The organism is Pseudomonas sp. 21LCFQ010 (genome assembly GCF_024129905.1).
Taxonomy (GTDB): Bacteria; Pseudomonadota; Gammaproteobacteria; order Pseudomonadales; family Pseudomonadaceae; genus Aquipseudomonas.
In genome coordinates this window covers 24514-43380 of sequence record NZ_JAMYDZ010000003.1, presented here as the reverse complement: position 1 = coordinate 43380, position 18867 = coordinate 24514, and the positions used below count along the sequence as shown (strand labels likewise).

Below are 18867 nucleotides of genomic sequence, written 5' to 3'. Positions count from 1 at the left end.
GTCGGGCATGAAGGTGAACCGCGTCATCCGTGATCTCTGGAGGCAGGCAAGGTAAACCCGGACACCGAACGCCGCATGGCACTGGCCAGCTTCGCCAGGTTGCCGATGCTTTCGGCAGTGGCTGCCGTCCCGGAGGTGGTCTGCGAGGTGATTTGCTGGATCACGGTCATGGTCTGGGAGATCTGCCCGGCGGAAACCGCCTGTTGCTGGGCGGCGTCGGTGATACTTTCGATCAGCTCGGCCAGCACCCGCGATACGCCTTCGATTTCTTCCAGGGCGACCCCGGCGTCCTGCGCCAGACGCGCACCGCGCACCACCTCACTGGTGGTCTGCTCCATCGAGATGACCGCTTCGTTGGTGTCGTTCTGGATCGCCCGCACCAGACTTTCGATCTGTTTGGTCGCGGATGACGAGCGCTCGGCCAGCCGCTGTACTTCGTCGGCCACCACGGCAAAGCCGCGCCCGGCATCACCGGCCATCGACGCCTGGATCGCCGCGTTGAGGGCCAGTACGTTGGTCTGGTCGGAAATGTCGTCGATCAGACTGACAATATCGCCAATTTCCTGAGATGACTCGCCCAGACGCTTGATGCGCTTGGAGGTGTCCTGAATCTGCTCGCGAATGTTGTCCATGCCATGGATGGTGTTGTGTACCACCTCATTGCCCTTGTTGGCGATAGCCACCGAGCGGGCGGCGACCGTCGAAGACTCGGAGGCGTTGGTCGACACCTGGTCGATCGATTGCGCCATGTCGTTGATCGCCGCCGAGGCCGCGCTGATCTGCAAGGCCTGATGCTGCGAGGCGCCGGCCAGTTGCATGGCGGTGGTCTGGGTTTCCTGCACGGCGGCAGCGACCTGCTGGGCGGTGAAGTTGATGGTCGCCACCAGTTCACGCAACTGGTCGATGGAGAAATTGATCGAGTCAGCGATGGCTCCGGTGAAGTCTTCAGTCACCGATGCCGCGACGGTCAGGTCACCATCGGCAAGGTCTTCGATCTCATCGAGCAGGCGCATGATCGCCGCCTGGTTGCGCTCGCTCTTCTGCGCCGTTTCGTGCAACTGGCGGTTGGTCTCGCGGACCATGACCAGGCCGATCAGCAACACCGACATCACCGCCAGCAGGCCAAGTAGATAACCGCCCACCGAATTCATCGTGCGCTGGCCGGTCAGCCGCTCCAGGCTGGTGGTCAGCGCCGAAGCCTGATCGAGCAGGGTCTGAGAGGTGATGAAGATTTTGCCGGCAGCTTCGCGCACCTGAAACAGCTCCGGCGAGGTTTCGAGGATTTCATCCACCGAACCGGAAACGAACTCGAACAACTCGGCAATTTCGGCCAGCCGCGCCCGCGCATCCGGATCCTGGACGCGGCTGATGCTCATCCCGGTATTGCCTTCGAGCATGCCATTGAGCACCCGGCCAAACTGGCTGGCATCACGGCCAAAGGCATCGGCGGCCTGCACCGTGGTTTCGTCGCCGGCCAGCACCGTATTGACCGAGCCGAGGATCCGCTCGGCAAGCAACGCCTGGCGCTGGGCCAACACCACTTGGCTGGACGGCGCCTTGCTCTGCAGCAGAATCTCGACGACCTTTTCGTACTCGGTCTGCAATTGCGGAATGGTCTCGGCCAGGGTCGCCGCCACTTGATGCAGCGACAGCACGGTCTGCTCGTTGGCCAGGATCACGTCTGTGCTTTTGCGCAGCGCTTCCCAGTCGCTCTGCACAGCACGCAACTCTTTATGCACCCCGGATGGCGCCGCAGGCAGGCCGGTGGCCGGGTCGCCGTTTTTCAGGAAGCTCCAGCGCTGGTCGAAATCGTTACGCGCATCGGTGAGCAGCTTGAACGCCTGCGCCTTGCCGGCCGCCGACTCGGTGGCGTTCTTGGCAATCCGCTGGGACAGCACACGCAGCTCACCGGCATGGCCGATGTACTGCTTGTCATAGTTCGACTGGGTGTTGAGATAGGCGAAGTTGGCGAACAGCACCACGATCAGCACGATCAGCACGATGAACAACACCACGATCTGCCGACGGCTGCGCAACCCTTCTTCGGACTTGCCTGTATCAGTCATTAATCAGGCTCCCGCCCGGCTGTTGAGAACGTCTATATCGCAACATCCATGAAATCCGCCGACTGCGCCAGCGCCAGGGTGCTGAACACTCGCCATACCGCTGTGCTCTGGAACTGGCCACGAACGAACGGCGCCATGCGTGGCCCGAATGGCTGCGCCGCGTCAGCGCGCAAGTCTTCGGGCTCAAAATGCTGCATACCCAGCACTTCATCGACCAGCAACCCGGCAAACACCTCCTGATGCTCGACCACCAGCACCCGGCGCTGACGCCGCAACGGCGCATGGCCCTGGCCGAAATAGCGGCTCAGGTCCATCACCGGCAACAGTCGCCCGCGCAGGTTGGCCAGCCCCAGCACCCAAGGCTTGACCCCCGGCATCGCTGCCACGCGGGGCTCGTTGAGAATTTCGCTGATCTCGCCCATCGGCGCGACAAACAACTGCTCGCCCAGGCGAAAACCGATACCGCTCCAGTCCTGGCCACGGGTCTCCTGCGACGGCAGGCCCGCCGCCAGAGAGCGACAACGCTGGTCGATGTCGAACAACAGTTCGAAAGCGGTACGCGACCCGGGCATCGGCGCTCCGGCGGCTTAGCCGGCCAGTACCGCGTTGAGGGTGTTGATCAGGGTTTCTTCGGTCACCGGCTTGGTCAGGTAATCGCGCGCCCCCTGGCGGGTGCCCCAGACCTTGTCGGTTTCCTGATCCTTGGTGGTGATCATGATCACCGGAATATGCCGGGTGCTGTCGTCCTTGCTCAACTGGCGCGTGGCCTGAAAGCCATTGAGGCCGGGCATGACGATGTCCATCAACACCGCGTCGGGTTTTTCCTGGCGCGCCAGGGCCACGCCATCGGCGCCGTTCTCGGCCTTGAACACTTGATGGCCGTGTTTTTCCAGGATGCTGGTGAATTTGTACATTTCAGTCGGCGAATCATCGACGATCAATATTCGAGCCATGGTATTCCCCAAATGGTGGTAGCCGGCATGGTGCCTGCCGGCCTCACGGTACATGTTGTTCAACGGCAACGAAGCCAGGCACATGGGCCTTGATTGCGCTGAGCAGTTCTTCCGGGCTGAAAGGCTTGGTCAGAAACTGATCTGAGCCGACGATGCGGCCCTTGGCCTTGTCGAACAGCCCGTCACGCGACGACAGCATGATCACCGGCGTGGACTTGAACGCCCGGTTGTTCTTGACCAGCGCGCAGGTCTGATAGCCATCCAGACGCGGCATCATGATATCGACGAAGATGATTCGCGGGTGATGATCGACGATCCGGGCCAAGGCATCGAACCCGTCGACGGCCGTGATGACCTCACAACCGGCGTTCTTCAGGATGGTTTCAGCGGTGCGGCGAATGGTCCGCGAGTCATCGATGACCATGACCTTCAAGGCTGGGGCGTGCTGTTCCATGTGTGCTGTTCCGTCGCCGCGGCGAATGTTTGCGTGGTCTGCACGGCACCGGAGTCTGGCGTATAACCGCCTGGCCGGATGCCGTGACTTTTTAGCACACTCTCCCGCTGCAATCCATAAACGCCAGCCAGTTGCCCCTTGACCCGGAGCACGGCGAGCGCCAACCTGACGCCTGTTCCGGCCCAGCGCCATCACCGATCAGAGGATTTTGCCCATGAGCGTTCGCTTGGGGATTGTCATGGACCCTATTGAGGGCATCTCCTACAAGAAGGACAGCTCGCTGGCCATGCTGCTTGCCGCCCAGGAACGCGGCTGGTCGCTGTTCTACATGGAGCAGCAGGACCTCTACCAGAACTCGGGCCAGGCCCGCGCGCGGATGAAACCGCTGACGGTATTCGCCAACCCGGAAAAATGGTTCGAATTCGGCGCCGAACAAGACAACGGCCTGGACGACCTGGACGTGATCCTGATGCGCAAGGATCCGCCGTTCGACATGGAGTTTGTCTACTCCACCTACCTGCTCGAACAAGCCGAGCGTGCTGGCGTGCTGGTGGTCAACAAGCCGCAAAGCCTGCGTGACTGCAACGAGAAACTGTTCGCCACGCTGTTCCCGCAGTGCACGCCGCCGACCCTGGTCAGCCGCCGCCCGGACATCCTGCGCGCCTTCACCGAGCAACAGGGCGACACCATCCTCAAGCCGCTGGACGGCATGGGTGGCACCTCGATCTTCCGTCACCGGGCCGGCGACCCCAACCTGTCGGTGATTCTCGAAACCCTGACCGCCAACGGCACCCAGCAGATCATGGCCCAGGGTTACCTGCCGGCAATCAAGGATGGCGACAAGCGCATCCTGATGGTCGACGGCGAGCCGGTGCCGTACTGCCTGGCGCGCATCCCGGCCGCCGGTGAAACCCGTGGCAACCTGGCTGCCGGCGGACGCGGCGAAGCCCGGCCGCTGACCGAACGCGACCGCTGGATCGCCGCCCAGGTCGGCCCGACCCTGCGTGAAAAAGGCCTGCTGTTCGTCGGCCTGGACGTGATCGGCGAGCACCTGACCGAAATCAACGTCACCAGCCCGACCTGCATCCGCGAAATCGACAATGCTTTCGGCACCAATATCGGCAGCCTGCTGATGGATGCCATCGAGAGCAAGCTCAAGGCGCGCTGAGCCTGCCAGGCACAGGCGGCAAACCATTGTCTTGCCGTCTGTAGCCTGTCGCCTGGCGCTGCTGACTTGTTATGATGCGCGTCTTGCGAACCCCGTCCGGACCCCATGGCAGCCCAATCTTCAATGACAGCAATGGCCTACAACCCGCTGGTACTCGACCACGCCACCACCGGTGTGCGTGCCCGTGACCGCCTGGGCTTTACCCTGCTGATCGCCGCACTGGTGCACCTGGCGCTGATTCTCGGGGTGGGTTTTACCTATGTGAAGCCCGAGCAGATCTCCCAGACCCTGGAGATCACCCTGGCGACCTTCAAAAGTGAGAAAAAGCCCGCCAACGCGGACTTTCTGGCCCAGGACAACCAGGAAGGCAGCGGCACGCTGGATCATGCCGAAACGCTCAAGACTACCGAGCTGGCGCCATTTCAGGACACCGAGATCAACCGGGTGACGCCGCCTCCGGCTAGCAAGCCGGTGGAAAAACAGGACGCGCCCAAGGCGGCCGTGGCCACCCGTGCCCAGGTTCAGGAAAAAACCGTCGCCAAGCGCGAAGAGGTCAAGCCGGACCCACAGCTCAAAGCCGCCCCGACCTTCGACAGCGCGCAACTGAGCAATGAAATCGCCAGCCTGGAAGCCGAACTGTCTGCCGAACAACAGCGTTACGCCAAGCGGCCGAAGATTCACCGCCTCAACGCGGCCTCGACCATGCGCGACAAGGGTGCCTGGTACAAGGACGACTGGCGCAAGAAGGTCGAGCGGGTCGGTAATCTGAACTACCCCGACGAGGCGCGCCGTCAGCAGATCTACGGCAGCCTGCGCCTGCTGGTGTCGATCAACCGCGATGGTTCGCTGTATGAAGTGCTGGTGCTGGAGTCGTCCGGGCAACCACTGCTGGATCAGGCCGCGCAGCGTATCGTGCGCCTGGCGGCGCCTTTTGCGCCGTTCACCGGCGATCTTGCCGACATCGACCGGCTTGAGATCATCCGCACCTGGAAATTTGCCAAGGGCGACCGTCTGTCCAGCAACTAAGCTGCGCTCTGAGACCCGCACCACAAAAGCCATAGCCTGACAACATTTTGCTGGGCAAAGCCCCACGCACGGTTGTCAGGCTCCCCCGGCAGAGCCAAACTACACCTTATGAAAAACCTCGCTCCGAGCTACCTCAAGCACCAATTCCTGATCGCCATGCCGCATATGGACGATCCGAATTTCGCCCAGACCTTGACCTATATTGTCGAGCACAACGCCAATGGCGCCATGGGCCTGGTGATCAATCGACCGCAGGCACTGACCCTGGCCGATGTGCTTGAGCAATTGCGCCCGGAGCAGCTCGCCCCGGCACGCTGCCAGCATATCCAGATTCACTCCGGCGGCCCGGTGCAGACTGATCGCGGCTTTGTCCTGCACCCCACCGGTCCGGTTTTCCAGGCCACGGTCGAACTTGAAGGTCTGTCGCTGTCGACCTCTCAGGACGTACTGTTTGCCATTGCGGACGGCAGCGGTCCCGAGCACAGCCTGATCGCCCTCGGTTACGCCGGCTGGGACGCCGGCCAACTGGACGCAGAACTGGCCACCAACGCCTGGCTGACCTGCCCGTTCGACCCGGCCATCCTGTTCGAGGTCGACAGTGATCAGCGCCTGCATGCCGCTGCCGCGCGCCTGGGGGTCAATCTGAGTCTGCTTTCCACTCAGGCAGGTCACGCCTGATGGCTGCGATACGCCTGATCCTGGGCTTTGACTACGGCACCCGGCAGATTGGCGTGGCGGTTGGCCAGGCAGTGACCGGCCAGGCGCGTGAACTCTGCACCCTCAAGGCCCAGAATGGCGTGCCGGACTGGAACAAGGTCCAGGCCCTGTTCAATGAATGGAAGCCCGATGCCGTGGTGGTCGGCCTGCCCTTGAACATGGACGGCACGCCCAGCGACATGAGCGCCCGCGCCGAAAAGTTCTCCCGCCAGCTCAACGGTCGCTTCAATGTACCGGCCTTTACCCATGACGAACGCCTGACCACCTTCGAGGCCAAGGGCGAACGCATGGCCCGCGGCGGTCAGCGCGGCAGTTATCGCGACAACCCGGTGGATGCCATTGCTGCCGCCCTGCTGCTGCAAGGCTGGCTGGACGACAATCCCGAGTTGCTCAATGGGTGACCCCAGGCCGTTGCAACACTTCGATAACCCTCAGTCAGATGCCCCGAGGATTTCAAATTTGCGCTTGAGCGGTGCCACCGATGGCACTGCCGAGCTTCTGAAGGAGCCAGCATGAGTTTGCCCAACCCCGCCGAACTGATCCGTCAGATGGCCACCGACCTGACGACCCACCTGAACAAGCGCGCAATCAGCGAACCACGCTTTATCGGCATCCGCACCGGCGGTATCTGGGTGGCCCAGGCGCTGCTCAAGGCGCTCGATAACCCGGCGCCGCTCGGCACCCTGGATGTGTCTTTCTACCGCGACGATTTCAGCCAGAACGGCCTGCACCCTCAAGTCCAGCCTTCAGAGCTGCCGTTCGAAATCGAAGGCCAGCATCTGGTACTGATCGACGATGTGCTCATGAGTGGCCGGACGGTGCGCGCCGCCCTCAATGAACTGTTCGATTACGGCCGCCCGGCCAGCGTTACGCTGGTCTGCCTGCTGGACCTGGATGCCGGCGAGCTGCCGATCAGCCCCGACGTGGTCGGTGCCACGCTGTCGCTGGCGCCTGACGAACGGGTCAAGCTGAGCGGCCCTGAGCCGCTGGCGCTCGAACTCCAAGACCTCTCCCCTGCCTCAGCCCTTTAAGAGTCCATTGCGATGACGCCTCTCGACGCCAAGCGCCCGCTGCAGCTCAATCACCAGGGCCAGCTGCGCCACTTCCTGTCCCTGGATGGCCTGCCCCGCGAACTGCTCACGGAAATTCTCGACACTGCCGACTCCTTTCTGGAAGTGGGCGCCCGAGCGGTCAAGAAGGTGCCGCTGCTGCGCGGCAAGACCGTCTGCAACGTGTTCTTCGAGAACTCGACCCGCACCCGCACCACCTTCGAACTGGCGGCCCAGCGCCTGTCGGCCGACGTGATCAGCCTCAACGTCTCGACCTCATCGACCAGCAAGGGCGAGACGCTGTTCGACACCCTGCGCAACCTTGAAGCGATGGCTGCCGACATGTTCGTGGTACGCCATGCCGACTCCGGCGCGGCGCACTTCATCGCCGAACACGTCTGCCCTGAAGTGGCGATCATCAACGGCGGCGACGGGCGCCACGCGCACCCGACCCAGGGCATGCTCGACATGCTGACCATCCGCCGCCACAAAGGCGGCTTCGAAAACCTTTCGGTGGCCATCGTCGGCGACATCCTGCACTCGCGGGTGGCACGCTCGAACATGCTGGCGCTCAAGGCGCTGGGTTGCCCGGATATCCGCGTGATCGCGCCCAAGACCCTGCTGCCGGTCGGCATCGAACAGTACGGGGTCAAGGTTTACACCGACCTGGCGGCCGGCCTGAAGGATGTCGACGTGGTGATCATGCTGCGCCTGCAACGTGAACGCATGCAGGGCGGCCTGCTGCCCAGCGAGGGTGAGTTCTACCGCCTGTTCGGCCTGACCACCGCACGTCTGGCCGGTGCCAAGCCTGACGCCATCGTCATGCACCCCGGCCCGATCAACCGCGGCGTAGAGATCGAATCAGCCGTCGCCGACGGCGCGCACTCGGTGATTCTCAACCAGGTCACCTATGGCATTGCGGTGCGCATGGCGGTCCTGTCCATGGCCATGAGCGGGCAAAACGCCCAACGTCAATTCGAGCAGGAGCACGCCCTGTGAAGCTCAGCATTCTCGGCGCTCGCGTCATCGACCCGGTCAGCGGGCTGGATCAGGTCACCGACCTGCACATCGAAGCAGGCAAACTGTTAGCCATTGGCGCCGCACCGGCAGGTTTCGAGCCGGCCCAGCGCATCGACGCCCAAGGCCTGGTCGCCGCGCCCGGACTGGTCGACCTCAACGTCTCGTTGCGCGAGCCCGGCTACAGCCGCAAAGGCACCATCGCCAGCGAAACCCGTGCGGCCACCGCGGGCGGCGTGACCAGCCTGTGCTGCCCGCCACGGACCAAACCGGTCCTGGACACCTCGGCAGTCGCCGAGCTGATTCTCGACCGTGCCCGCGAGGCCGGCTTCAGCAAGGTGTACCCGATCGGCGCCCTGAGCAAGGGTCTGGAAGGCGAGCAACTGGCCGAACTGGTCGCCCTGCGCGACGCCGGTTGCGTGGCCTTTACCAATGGTCTGAAGACCTTCGGCAACACCCGCACCCTGTGCCGGGCGCTGGAGTACGCGGCAACCTTCGACCTGACGGTGATTTTCAATTCTCAGGATCACGACCTGGCCGCCGGCGGCCTGGCCCACGAAGGCCCGACTGCCAGCTTCCTTGGTCTGGTGGGCATTCCGGAAACCGCTGAAACCGTGGCCCTGGCCCGCGACCTGCTGCTGGTCGAGCAAAGCGGCGTACGCGCGCACTTCAGCCAGTTGACCAGCGCCCGTGGCGCCGCAATGATCGCTGACGCCCAGGCTCGCGGCCTGCCGGTGACGGCTGATGTGGCGCTGTATCAGTTGATCCTGACTGACGAGGCGCTGATCGACTTTTCCAGCCTGTATCACGTGCAGCCGCCACTGCGCACCCGCGCTGACCGTGACGGTCTGCGTGCAGCCGTGAAGTCGGGAGTGATCCAGGCGATTTCCAGCCATCACCAGCCCCACGAGCGCGATGCCAAGCTGGCACCGTTCGGCGCGACCGAACCTGGTATCAGCAGCGTCGAACTGCTCTTGCCGCTGGCCATGACCCTGGTAGAGGACGGCCTGCTTGACCTGCCCACCCTGATCGCTCGCCTCAGCAGCGGCCCGGCCTCGGCACTGCGCCTGCCGGCCGGTCAGTTGCAGGCCGGTAGCGCCGCAGACCTGGTGCTGTTCGACCCGACCGCCAGCACCCTGGCCGGCCAGGCCTGGCTGTCCAAAGGCGAAAACTGCCCGTTCTTCGACCATTGCCTGCCGGGCGCAGTGCGTTACACCCTGGTGGACGGCCGGATCACCTACAGCGCTTGATGTAACCCCGTAGATGCCCCCTGTGGGAGCGAGCTTGCTCGCGAAGAGGCCGGCACATTCACAGCATCTGCTGCGAACGTGCCGCCGTCTTCGTTGTGGTCCGGCACTCCGGCAAGCCTCCGGGTATGCGGCGCTATCTGAACGGTATTGCGGCTAAAGCGGATCGCCGCCCGGCCGGTCGGGATTCGGTGTTTGCTGCGCGATAACGTAGCACCGAGGCATTTTCAACGCTGCAACTGTGCATTCCTGATGGAAATCTGGTTGTTCATGGTCCAGAAGTCATACAGCACGCCCACCAGAAACAGCCCGCCAGTAAACAGGTAGATGATCCCGGTGATCCATTTGCCCTGATACAGGCGGTGTACGCCGAAGATGCCCAGGAAGGTCAGCAGGATCCACGCCAGGCTGTAGTCGGTCGGCCCCGGTGTGAAGCGCAGGTCGGCTTCGCGGTCCATGGACGGAATCAGGAACAGGTCGATCAGCCAGCCGACTCCCAACAACCCCAGGGTGAAGAACCAGATGGTCCCGGTCACCGGCTTGCCGTAGTAAAAACGGTGCGCACCCAGAAAGCCGAAAATCCACAGCAGATAGCCCAGCACCTTGCTGTGCGTGTTAGCCCGATAGTTGTTCATGAACGACCTCTTCGCATCGATACAAAAAAATAGGTGTAAAGTTTGTGACTTTTCATGTGCCTTCCGACGTATGGTCCTGCGTCATCAGAATGCCTTCAACCCCTTGTAACTCAAGGGATTGCTGCTGGCTACAAAAGAGACCTTGAATAAATCCGCAAGAGTTCAGGGGGTATTGGCTCGACCAATGGGGTCGGCTTTGTCTTCAAGCTGTTATAGAGTTGCGCGCTGATCTTTAAGAGCCCTGCCAAATGCGTCCTTTTTTCAAGACATGGCTGACCATTTGTCTCCTTATGCCACTGGCCGTTCACGCCACCAATCGTGAACAACGCTTACCCGCCGGCTTCAGCGGTTTTACCGCCAAGAGCCATGCTTCCCAGCCTTATGATGCCTCGCAGGCCCAGGCGCGTGCGCAAGCCATCAACGCTGTGCACGACCGCAAGGCGACGGTTCAGAACCCGCTGCCGGCCAGAAATTCCAGAAAATCCGCAGACACCGTCGCTGTCGCAGGCAGCAACAAACAGGGCAATGCGGTAATCAAGCGCGCGCTGGAAACCGTCGGCACGCCTTATCGCTGGGGTGGCACCACGCCGGGCAAGGGTCTCGATTGCAGCGGGCTGGTCAAATACGCCTTCTCCGATGTGACCAATGTCGACCTGCCGCGCAGCTCCAAGGACATGGCCTCGGGTCATGGCCAGGCGGTAGACCGCAAAGACCTCAAGCCGGGCGACTTGCTGTTCTTCAACATCAAGAGCCGACGCATCAACCATGTTGCCATTTATCTGGGCAACGATCGCTTTGTCCACGCGCCACGCCGTGGCAAGGCGGTAACCGTTGACACGCTGAAAAAGCCTTACTGGGACAAGAACTACAAGGTCGCCAAGCGCGTCCTGCCCAAGCAGAAAGCCCCGCTGAATATCGCCAAGGGCTGACAGATTCACTGGAAGCGCCCGCGGCATTCGCTTTGGCCGAGGCTTCGCCGCTAAAGCGGCTCCTGCGGGGTCCTGCAATGGCGGCGCGGCAGGGCGGCGGGTGATCTTCTGCTGAGGTATGGCTGCACAATTAGAAGTTATCCGGCACCTTGGCCTTCTCTCGCGCGTTGTCGCGGGTAATCAGGCCACGCTTGACCAGCTCGGCCAAGCACATATCCAGGGTCTGCATGCCCAGCGCGCCACCGGTCTGGATCGCGGAATACATCTGCGCGACCTTGTCTTCACGAATCAGGTTACGGATTGCCGGCGTGCCCATCATGATTTCATGGGCCGCCACCCGGCCACCGCCCACCTTCTTCAACAACGCCTGCGAAATCACCGCGTGCAGCGACTCTGAGAGCATCGAGCGGATCATCGACTTTTCCGCAGCCGGGAACACATCGACAATCCGGTCGATGGTCTTGGCCGCCGAGGTGGTGTGCAGGGTGCCGAACACCAGGTGGCCGGTTTCAGCCGCCGTCAGCGCCAGGCGGATGGTTTCAAGGTCGCGCATCTCGCCGACCAGAATCACGTCCGGGTCTTCACGCAGCGCCGAGCGCAAGGCTTCGGAAAAGCCCAGCGTGTCGCGGTGCACTTCACGCTGGTTGACCAGGCACTTCTTGGACTCGTGGACGAATTCGATCGGGTCTTCGATGGTCAGGATATGGTGATGCTTGTTGCTGTTGAGGTAATCGATCATTGCCGCCAGGGTGGTCGACTTGCCTGAGCCGGTAGGCCCGGTGACCAGAATCAGCCCGCGTGGCACGTCAGTGATGCGCCGAAAGTTCTCGCCCATGCCGAGGTCATCAAGGGTCAGGATCTTCGACGGAATGGTGCGAAACACCGCGCCACTGCCACGGTTCTGGTTGAAAGCGTTGACCCGAAAGCGCGCCACGCCGGGGACTTCGAAAGAAAAGTCGGTTTCCAGGCGTTCTTCATAATCCTGGCGCTGCTTGTCGTTCATGATGTCGTAAATCAGCGCCTTGACCTGCTTGGCATCCAGCGCCGGCAGGTTGATCCGCCGCACGTCACCGTCGACACGAATCATCGGTGGCAAGCCTGCGGAAAGGTGCAGATCGGAGGCGCCCTGTTTGGCACTGAAGGCCAGCAGTTCGGTAATATCCATACAGCTCCTCAATCACATAGAATGCCGCAGACCTCAGTTCTGCCGGCCCGAATCAATGTCCACGATAGCAGCGAATATATCAACGCTCGAACAACGAATCCGCGTCGCGGCCCAGGCAGCCCGGCGCGACCCGGACAGCATCGGCCTGCTGGCAGTGAGCAAGACCAAGCCCGCAGAGGCCTTGCGCGAAGCCTTCGCCGCCGGCCTGCGGCACTTTGGCGAAAATTACCTGCAAGAAGCACTGGGCAAACAGCAGCAATTGGCCGACCTGCCCTTGCACTGGCATTTCATCGGCCCCATTCAGTCGAACAAGACCCGCTCGCTTGCCGAGCACTTTGACTGGGTACACTCTGTGGACCGCCTGAAAATAGCCCAACGCCTGAGCGAGCAACGGCCTGAACACCTGGCACCGTTGAATATCTGTATCCAGGTCAATGTCAGCGGTGAAGCCAGCAAGTCTGGCTGCACGCCTGAAGAGCTGCCGCAACTGGCGGCGGCCATTGCCAGCCTGCCACGACTGAAGTTGCGCGGCCTGATGGCGATTCCGGAACCGACCGACGATGTCGCAGCGCAGCATGCAGCCTTTGCCAGAGTCCGTATCCTGCAAGAACAACTGCCGCAAGCACTGGACACCCTTTCAATGGGCATGAGCCATGACCTGGAGGCCGCCATCAGTGAAGGCGCCACCTGGGTGCGTATCGGCACCGCGCTCTTTGGCGCCCGCGACTACAGCCAGACACACGGCCAGCCATAACCTCTGAACTCAAGGAAACCTGTCATGAGCAAGACTCGTATCGCCTTCATCGGCGCCGGCAACATGGCCGCCAGCCTGATCGGCGGCCTGCGTGCCCAGGGCGTTGAAGCCGACGACATCCGCGCCGCCGATCCGGGGGCCGAGACCCGTGGCCGGATTGCTGCCGAGCACGGCATTGCAGTGGTGGCCGACAACGCCGACGCCGTCACGGGCGCCGATGTGGTGCTGCTGGCGGTCAAGCCGCAAATGATGAAAGCGGTCTGCCAGGATTTGGCGCCGAGCCTGAAGCCTGAGCAACTCATCGTTTCGGTGGCCGCCGGCATCACCTGCGCCAGCCTCAACCAGTGGCTGGGCGAACAGCAACCGGTGGTGCGCTGCATGCCCAACACCCCGGCCCTGCTGCGCCAGGGCGTCAGCGGCCTGTATGCCACCGACAAGGTCAGTGATGTCCAGCGCCAGCAGGCCGAGCAACTGCTGTCGGCCGTCGGTGTCGCCCTGTGGCTTGAACAAGAACAGCAACTCGATGCGGTGACTGCCGTGTCTGGCAGTGGCCCTGCGTATTTCTTCCTGCTGATCGAAGCCATGACCGCCGCCGGCGTCAAACTGGGGTTGCCCGAAGACATCGCCCGCCAGCTCACCCAGCAGACCGCCTTGGGCGCTGCGCTGATGAGCACCGGCAGCGACGTGGATGCCGCCGAACTGCGTCGCCGCGTCACATCGCCGGCCGGCACCACCGAAGCTGCAATCAAATCCTTCCAGGCTGGCGGCTTCGAAGCGCTGGTCGAGACGGCCCTCAATGCCGCAGCCAAACGCTCGGCAGAACTGGCCGAACAACTGGGCCAATAATTTTTCAGGCGCTTACCGGAGCTGATCAATGATCGGATTGAACACCGCTGCAATTTTCATCCTGCAAACCCTTGGCAGCCTTTACCTGCTGGTGATCCTGTTGCGCTTCGTGCTGCAACTGGTGCGTGCCGACTTCTACAACCCGCTGAGCCAGTTTGCGGTCAAGGCCACCCAGCCGCTGCTGCGCCCGCTGCGCCGGATCATCCCGAGCCTGTTCGGCCTGGACATGTCGTCGCTGGTGCTGGCGATCATCGTGCAGATGGTGCTCATGGCCCTGACCCTGCTGCTCGCCGCAGGCACCACCGGCCCGTTCCTGTCGCTGCTGGTGTGGGCAATCATCGGTGTCACCGGATTGTTCCTGAACATTTTCTTCTATGCGCTGATCATCAGCGTGATCCTGTCCTGGGTCGCGCCGGGCAGCCACAACCCTGGCGCCGAACTGGTCAACCAGATCTGCGAGCCGGTGCTGGCGCCGTTTCGTCGCCTGCTGCCAAACCTGGGCGGCCTGGATATCTCGCCGATCCTGGCGTTCATGGTCATCAAGCTGCTGGACATGCTGGTGATCAACAATCTGGCGGCGATGACCGGCATGCCGCAAGTACTGCGCATGCTGATGTAACCGCGTAACCTCCGTAGGAGCGGCTTTAGCCGCGAAAGCCCCCGATCAAACGATGCAACTGCGTCGCCTGATGGATTTTCGCGGCTAAAGCGGATCGCCGCCCGGCCGCTCCTACAGGGTTCTGTGTTGCTGCCAACCCCTCGGGTCTTTAGACTTACGCCTCTTTACAGCGAGAGCAGGGTCGATGCCCACGGTCTTTCCCCCCGATTCTGTTGGTCTGGTCACACCGCAACTGGCGCACTTTGATGAACCGCTGGCCCTGGCCTGCGGTCGTACCCTGCCAGCCTATGACCTGATTTACGAAACCTACGGTCAGTTGAACGCTGCGGGCAGCAACGCGGTACTGATCTGTCACGCCCTGTCGGGCCATCACCACGCCGCCGGTTACCACAGTAGCGAAGACCGCAAACCGGGCTGGTGGGACAGCTGCATAGGCCCCGGCAAGCCGATCGACACCAACCGCTTCTTCGTGGTCAGCCTCAATAACCTCGGTGGCTGCAACGGCTCCACCGGGCCGAGCAGCCTTGACCCGGAGACCGGCAGCCCGTTCGGCGCCAACTTCCCGGTGGTCACCGTCGAGGACTGGGTCAACAGCCAGGCACGTCTGGCAGACCGCCTGGGCATCAGCCAATGGGCTGCGGTAGTCGGTGGCAGTCTGGGTGGCATGCAGGCGCTGCAATGGACCATCAGCTACCCCGAGCGCGTACGCCACTGCCTGGCAATTGCCTCGGCGCCCAAACTGTCAGCACAGAACATCGCCTTCAACGAAGTGGCGCGCCAGGCGATTCTCACTGACCCGGAATTCCACGAAGGCGCTTTCCAGAGCCATGGCGTGATTCCCAAGCGCGGCCTGATGCTGGCCCGGATGGTCGGCCATATCACCTACCTGTCCGACGATTCGATGGGCGAGAAATTCGGCCGCGGCCTGAAAAACGAAAAGCTCAACTACGACTTCCACAACGTGGAGTTTCAGGTCGAGAGCTACCTGCGTTATCAGGGTGAGGAGTTTTCCGGGCGCTTCGACGCCAATACTTACCTGCTGATGACCAAGGCGCTGGACTATTTCGATCCGGCCGCGCAGCACAACGATGACCTGGCAAAAACTTTCGCCACGGCCACCGCGAAATTCTGCGTGATGTCCTTCACCACCGACTGGCGCTTCTCGCCGGCCCGCTCGCGGGAACTGGTGGATGCGCTGATGGCGGCGCGCAAGGACGTCAGCTACCTGGAAATCGACGCGCCGCAGGGCCACGACGCCTTCCTGATCCCGAACCCGCGCTATGTGCAGGCTTTCGGCAACTACATGAATCGTATTGCGCTGTGAGGACCTCATGAGAGCCGATCTGGAGATCATCCAGGAGTGGATTCCCGCTGGCAGCCGCGTGCTCGACCTGGGCTGCGGCGACGGCGAGTTGCTGGCCTGGCTGCGCGACCACAAGCAAGTCACCGGCTACGGCCTGGAAAAAGACCCCGACAACATTGCCCAGTGCATGCTCAACGGCATCAATGTCATCGAGCAGGATCTGGACAAGGGGCTGGGCAACTTCGCCAGTAACAGTTTCGACGTGGTGGTCATGACCCAGGCGTTGCAGGCCGTGCATTACCCGGACAAGATCCTCGACGAAATGCTGCGCGTGGGCCGCCAGTGCATCATCACCTTCCCCAACTTCGGCCACTGGCGCTGCCGTTGGTACCTGGCCCGCAACGGCCGCATGCCGGTGTCGGACTTCATGCCCTACACCTGGTACAACACGCCGAACATCCACTTCTGCACCTTCAAGGACTTCGAGGCGCTGTGCCGTGAGCGTGACGCACGGGTGCTCGATCGCATGGCGGTGGATAACCAGCACCGCCACGGGTGGGCGAGCAAACTGTGGCCTAATCTGTTGGGTGAGGTTGGAATCTACCGGGTCCGCAGCCCGGGCCTGAGCGAGCATCAGCTCGCGGTCTGAGCACCCCGAGGACATGCCCATGAACAGGTTGTTGAAACATCTGGCCTGCCTGTTGTTCACCGCCATGGCCCTGCCGGCCCTGGCGGCAGAGCGTATCGACGCTGACCGCCAGCAACGGTTTGGCGATGTGACGGTGCACTACTCGACGTTCAGCTCGACCTTCCTGCAACCGCAGCTCGCCCGGCAACTGCAACTGATCCGCAGCAAGCAGCAAGGCGTGATCAACCTGACGGTGCTCAAACAGGGCCAGCCGCAGGCAGCCCAGGTCAGCGGCAGCCTCAAGTCACTGACCGGCGACAGCCTGCCGCTCAACTTCCGGGTGATCCGTGAAACCGGCGCGATCTACTACGTGGCGCAGTATCCTGTGCCGCAACAGCAAACCCGAATCTTCGACCTCAAGGTGGAAACCGGCGGCGTGACCCACCGCTTCAGTTTCAACCAGGAACTCTTTCCGGACCCATGATGAATTTCACCCAACTGGTACTGGCCAGCCACAACGGCGGCAAACTCAAAGAGCTGCAAGCCATGCTTGGCGGCAGCGTGCAACTGCGCTCGATCGGCGAATTCAGCACGGTCGAGCCGGATGAAACCGGCCTGTCGTTCGTCGAGAACGCAATCCTCAAGGCGCGCAACGCGGCGCGGATTTCCGGCCTGCCAGCCTTGGCTGATGATTCCGGCCTGGCGGTGGACTTTCTCGGTGGCGCACCGGGCATCTACTCGGCGCGCTATGCCGACGGCCAAGGAGATGCGGCAAACAACGCCAAGTTGCTCGACGCTCTGAAAGACGTCCCCGATGAGCAACGCGGCGCGCAGTTTGTCTGCGTTCTGGCGCTGGTACGGCACGCCGACGACCCGCTGCCGATTCTCTGCGAAGGCTTGTGGCACGGGCGCATCCTGCATGCCGCCAGCGGCGAACACGGGTTCGGCTATGACCCGCTGTTCTGGGTGCCGGAGCGCAACTGCTCCAGCGCTGACCTGGCGCCGGCCGACAAGAACCAGCTCAGCCACCGGGCCCGTGCCATGGTGTTGCTGCGCGAGCGTCTGGGCCTGTAATGACTGATTCAGACGTACAACCGCTGCACCCCGGTGCCGGCGGTTTCTCTTCGGTAGCCCCGCGCGACGCCTTGCCCGAACTGCCGCCGCTGTCGCTGTACATTCATATCCCGTGGTGCGTGCGCAAATGCCCGTACTGCGACTTCAACTCCCACGCTTCAACCCCGGTGCTGCCGGAGCAGGAATACGTCGACGCCTTGCTGGCCGACCTGGACCTGGAATTGCCCAACGTGCATGGCCGCGAACTGCGCTCGATCTTCTTTGGCGGCGGCACCCCCAGCCTGTTCAGCGCTGAAGCATTGGGCCGCCTGCTGGTGGGGGTCGAGCAACGTATCCGCTTCGCCAGCGATATCGAAATCACCCTGGAGGCCAACCCCGGGACTTTCGAGCAAGCCAAATTCAGTGCCTACCGCAAGCTGGGCATCAACCGCCTGTCGATCGGCATTCAGAGCTTTCAGCCCGACAAGCTCGAAGCGCTGGGGCGCATTCATAACGGTGATGAGGCGATTCGCGCCGCCGACATGGCGCGCCAGGCCGGCTTCGACAACTTCAATCTCGACCTGATGCACGGCTTGCCGGACCAGAGCCTGGACGAAGCGCTGGCCGATCTGCGTCAGGCCATCGCCCTGCAGCCCACCCACCTGTCGTGGTATCAGCTGACTCTGGAGCCCAATACGGTGTTCTGGAACCAGCCGCCGTTGCTGCCCGAAGACGATATCCTCTGGGATATTCAGGAAGCCGGCCAGCAATTGCTGGCTGAACATGGCTATGCACAGTACGAAGTCTCGGCCTATGCCCAGGCCGGCAAAGAGGCGCGCCACAACCTCAACTACTGGAGCTTCGGTGACTTCATCGGCATCGGCGCCGGTGCCCACGGCAAGCTCAGCCACCCGGACGGGCGCATTGAACGCACCTGGAAGACCCGCCTGCCCAAGGATTACCTCAACCCGGCCAAGCCATTCCAGGCCGGCAGCAAGCTGTTGCCGCTCGATGAGCTGCCCTTTGAGTTTCTGATGAACGCCTTGCGCCTGACAAATGGCGTGGACGCTGCATTATTTCGTGAAAGAACCGGTCTAAGCCCCGATTCACTGGCCCTTGGCCGTGAGCAGGCCGAACAACGCGGCCTGTTGCAGGCCGATCCGCAGCGTCTGGCGGCCACGCCCAAGGGCCAGTTGTTCCTCAACGACCTGTTGCAATACTTTCTGATCTAAGGAACC

General features: G+C 62.3%; 22 protein-coding genes. 16 read left to right on the top strand and 6 right to left on the bottom strand.

The window, feature by feature from the left end:
• Positions 1–23 precede the first annotated feature (23 nt).
• From NJC38_RS05355 to pilG, 4 genes are read right to left on the bottom strand one after another with little or no spacing between them, the layout of a single operon-like run.
• A complete protein-coding gene (locus NJC38_RS05355) occupies positions 24–2066 on the bottom strand; it encodes a methyl-accepting chemotaxis protein (protein ID WP_045485963.1) in 2043 nt (680 codons plus the stop codon).
• A 32-nt stretch (positions 2067–2098) separates the two neighbouring features.
• Positions 2099–2638 carry a chemotaxis protein CheW gene (locus NJC38_RS05350; RefSeq protein WP_045485959.1) on the bottom strand — a complete coding sequence of 180 codons (540 nt, stop codon included), beginning with the start codon at positions 2636–2638 and terminating at the stop codon, positions 2099–2101.
• A 15-nt stretch (positions 2639–2653) separates the two neighbouring features.
• Complete coding sequence (gene pilH / locus NJC38_RS05345) at positions 2654–3019, bottom strand: twitching motility response regulator PilH (protein ID WP_045494110.1); 366 nt, start codon at positions 3017–3019, stop codon at positions 2654–2656.
• A gap of 43 nt (positions 3020–3062) precedes the next feature.
• Complete coding sequence (pilG, locus tag NJC38_RS05340) at positions 3063–3473, bottom strand: twitching motility response regulator PilG (RefSeq protein WP_045485956.1); 411 nt, start codon at positions 3471–3473, stop codon at positions 3063–3065.
• A 214-nt stretch (positions 3474–3687) separates the two neighbouring features.
• Between pilG and gshB the strand changes: the two genes are divergently transcribed.
• From gshB to NJC38_RS05305, 7 genes are all read left to right on the top strand, one after another.
• Positions 3688–4641, top strand: coding sequence for a glutathione synthase (gshB, locus tag NJC38_RS05335; protein WP_253111923.1), 954 nt, complete (start codon positions 3688–3690; stop codon positions 4639–4641).
• Between the two features lie 123 nt (positions 4642–4764).
• Entirely contained in the window at positions 4765–5667 is a 903-nt protein-coding gene (locus NJC38_RS05330) for an energy transducer TonB (protein ID WP_045485952.1), read from the top strand.
• A 108-nt stretch (positions 5668–5775) separates the two neighbouring features.
• Positions 5776–6345, top strand: a complete 570-nt coding sequence (locus NJC38_RS05325; protein ID WP_253111921.1) for a YqgE/AlgH family protein — start codon at positions 5776–5778, stop codon at positions 6343–6345.
• Positions 6345–6785 carry a Holliday junction resolvase RuvX gene (ruvX, locus tag NJC38_RS05320; protein WP_045485948.1) on the top strand — a complete coding sequence of 147 codons (441 nt, stop codon included), beginning with the start codon at positions 6345–6347 and terminating at the stop codon, positions 6783–6785. The genes NJC38_RS05325 and ruvX overlap by 1 nt, the downstream gene beginning before the upstream one ends.
• 111 nt (positions 6786–6896) lie before the next feature.
• Entirely contained in the window at positions 6897–7415 is a 519-nt protein-coding gene (gene pyrR, locus NJC38_RS05315; protein WP_253111918.1) for a bifunctional pyr operon transcriptional regulator/uracil phosphoribosyltransferase PyrR, read from the top strand.
• 12 nt (positions 7416–7427) lie between these two features.
• Complete coding sequence (locus NJC38_RS05310) at positions 7428–8432, top strand: aspartate carbamoyltransferase catalytic subunit (RefSeq protein WP_045485942.1); 1005 nt, start codon at positions 7428–7430, stop codon at positions 8430–8432.
• Positions 8429–9700 carry a dihydroorotase gene (locus NJC38_RS05305; protein ID WP_253111916.1) on the top strand — a complete coding sequence of 424 codons (1272 nt, stop codon included), beginning with the start codon at positions 8429–8431 and terminating at the stop codon, positions 9698–9700. The genes NJC38_RS05310 and NJC38_RS05305 overlap by 4 nt, the downstream gene beginning before the upstream one ends.
• Positions 9701–9924: 224 nt before the next feature.
• On the opposite strand, the gene NJC38_RS05300 is transcribed toward NJC38_RS05305, so the two are convergent.
• Positions 9925–10332: a TM2 domain-containing protein gene (locus NJC38_RS05300; RefSeq protein ID WP_253111914.1), complete on the bottom strand. Its 408-nt coding sequence runs from the start codon at positions 10330–10332 to the stop codon at positions 9925–9927.
• A gap of 248 nt (positions 10333–10580) precedes the next feature.
• Here NJC38_RS05300 and NJC38_RS05295 point away from each other — a divergent pair, with 248 nt between their 5' ends.
• A complete protein-coding gene (locus NJC38_RS05295; protein ID WP_253111912.1) occupies positions 10581–11261 on the top strand; it encodes a C40 family peptidase in 681 nt (226 codons plus the stop codon).
• A 130-nt stretch (positions 11262–11391) separates the two neighbouring features.
• On the opposite strand, the gene NJC38_RS05290 is transcribed toward NJC38_RS05295, so the two are convergent.
• On the bottom strand, positions 11392–12426 hold the full coding sequence (locus NJC38_RS05290; protein ID WP_045485932.1) for a type IV pilus twitching motility protein PilT: 1035 nt from the start codon (positions 12424–12426) through the stop codon (positions 11392–11394).
• Between the two features lie 55 nt (positions 12427–12481).
• On the opposite strand from NJC38_RS05290, the gene NJC38_RS05285 reads away from it, so the two are divergent.
• The 8 genes from NJC38_RS05285 to hemW all read left to right on the top strand — a co-directional run bounded on the left by NJC38_RS05285 (position 12482) and on the right by hemW (position 18861).
• Complete coding sequence (locus NJC38_RS05285; protein WP_045485929.1) at positions 12482–13180, top strand: YggS family pyridoxal phosphate-dependent enzyme; 699 nt, start codon at positions 12482–12484, stop codon at positions 13178–13180.
• A gap of 24 nt (positions 13181–13204) precedes the next feature.
• Positions 13205–14026: a pyrroline-5-carboxylate reductase gene (gene proC / locus NJC38_RS05280; RefSeq protein WP_045485926.1), complete on the top strand. Its 822-nt coding sequence runs from the start codon at positions 13205–13207 to the stop codon at positions 14024–14026.
• Between the two features lie 28 nt (positions 14027–14054).
• Entirely contained in the window at positions 14055–14645 is a 591-nt protein-coding gene (locus tag NJC38_RS05275; RefSeq protein WP_253111910.1) for a YggT family protein, read from the top strand.
• Positions 14646–14829: 184 nt separating this feature from the next.
• Entirely contained in the window at positions 14830–15969 is a 1140-nt protein-coding gene (locus NJC38_RS05270) for a homoserine O-acetyltransferase (RefSeq protein WP_045485920.1), read from the top strand.
• 7 nt (positions 15970–15976) lie between these two features.
• Positions 15977–16597 (top strand): methionine biosynthesis protein MetW, encoded by a 621-nt coding sequence (gene metW / locus NJC38_RS05265; RefSeq protein WP_045485917.1) that lies wholly within the window; start codon positions 15977–15979, stop codon positions 16595–16597.
• A gap of 31 nt (positions 16598–16628) precedes the next feature.
• On the top strand, positions 16629–17060 hold the full coding sequence (locus NJC38_RS05260; protein ID WP_253112250.1) for a DUF4426 domain-containing protein: 432 nt from the start codon (positions 16629–16631) through the stop codon (positions 17058–17060).
• Positions 17057–17650, top strand: coding sequence for an RdgB/HAM1 family non-canonical purine NTP pyrophosphatase (gene rdgB, locus NJC38_RS05255; RefSeq protein ID WP_045485911.1), 594 nt, complete (start codon positions 17057–17059; stop codon positions 17648–17650). The genes NJC38_RS05260 and rdgB overlap by 4 nt, the downstream gene beginning before the upstream one ends.
• Positions 17650–18861 carry a radical SAM family heme chaperone HemW gene (gene hemW / locus NJC38_RS05250; RefSeq protein ID WP_253111907.1) on the top strand — a complete coding sequence of 404 codons (1212 nt, stop codon included), beginning with the start codon at positions 17650–17652 and terminating at the stop codon, positions 18859–18861. Before rdgB ends, hemW begins: the two co-directional genes overlap by 1 nt.
• Positions 18862–18867 lie beyond the last annotated feature (6 nt).

Excerpts from the sequence above, each read along its gene's own strand:
- NJC38_RS05355 (WP_045485963.1), bottom strand. The coding sequence starts at position 2,066 with ATGACTGATACAGGCAAGTCCGAAGAAGGGTTGCGCAGCCGTCGGCAG.
- NJC38_RS05350 (WP_045485959.1), bottom strand. The coding sequence starts at position 2,638 with ATGCCCGGGTCGCGTACCGCTTTCGAACTGTTGTTCGACATCGACCAG.
- pilH (WP_045494110.1), bottom strand. The coding sequence starts at position 3,019 with ATGGCTCGAATATTGATCGTCGATGATTCGCCGACTGAAATGTACAAA.
- pilG (WP_045485956.1), bottom strand. The coding sequence starts at position 3,473 with ATGGAACAGCACGCCCCAGCCTTGAAGGTCATGGTCATCGATGACTCG.
- gshB (WP_253111923.1), top strand. The coding sequence starts at position 3,688 with ATGAGCGTTCGCTTGGGGATTGTCATGGACCCTATTGAGGGCATCTCC.
- NJC38_RS05330 (WP_045485952.1), top strand. The coding sequence starts at position 4,765 with ATGACAGCAATGGCCTACAACCCGCTGGTACTCGACCACGCCACCACC.
- NJC38_RS05325 (WP_253111921.1), top strand. The coding sequence starts at position 5,776 with ATGAAAAACCTCGCTCCGAGCTACCTCAAGCACCAATTCCTGATCGCC.
- ruvX (WP_045485948.1), top strand. The coding sequence starts at position 6,345 with ATGGCTGCGATACGCCTGATCCTGGGCTTTGACTACGGCACCCGGCAG.
- pyrR (WP_253111918.1), top strand. The coding sequence starts at position 6,897 with ATGAGTTTGCCCAACCCCGCCGAACTGATCCGTCAGATGGCCACCGAC.
- NJC38_RS05310 (WP_045485942.1), top strand. The coding sequence starts at position 7,428 with ATGACGCCTCTCGACGCCAAGCGCCCGCTGCAGCTCAATCACCAGGGC.
- NJC38_RS05300 (WP_253111914.1), bottom strand. The coding sequence starts at position 10,332 with ATGAACAACTATCGGGCTAACACGCACAGCAAGGTGCTGGGCTATCTG.
- NJC38_RS05295 (WP_253111912.1), top strand. The coding sequence starts at position 10,581 with ATGCGTCCTTTTTTCAAGACATGGCTGACCATTTGTCTCCTTATGCCA.
- NJC38_RS05290 (WP_045485932.1), bottom strand. The coding sequence starts at position 12,426 with ATGGATATTACCGAACTGCTGGCCTTCAGTGCCAAACAGGGCGCCTCC.
- NJC38_RS05285 (WP_045485929.1), top strand. The coding sequence starts at position 12,482 with ATGTCCACGATAGCAGCGAATATATCAACGCTCGAACAACGAATCCGC.
- proC (WP_045485926.1), top strand. The coding sequence starts at position 13,205 with ATGAGCAAGACTCGTATCGCCTTCATCGGCGCCGGCAACATGGCCGCC.
- NJC38_RS05275 (WP_253111910.1), top strand. The coding sequence starts at position 14,055 with ATGATCGGATTGAACACCGCTGCAATTTTCATCCTGCAAACCCTTGGC.
- NJC38_RS05270 (WP_045485920.1), top strand. The coding sequence starts at position 14,830 with ATGCCCACGGTCTTTCCCCCCGATTCTGTTGGTCTGGTCACACCGCAA.
- metW (WP_045485917.1), top strand. The coding sequence starts at position 15,977 with ATGAGAGCCGATCTGGAGATCATCCAGGAGTGGATTCCCGCTGGCAGC.
- rdgB (WP_045485911.1), top strand. The coding sequence starts at position 17,057 with ATGATGAATTTCACCCAACTGGTACTGGCCAGCCACAACGGCGGCAAA.
- hemW (WP_253111907.1), top strand. The coding sequence starts at position 17,650 with ATGACTGATTCAGACGTACAACCGCTGCACCCCGGTGCCGGCGGTTTC.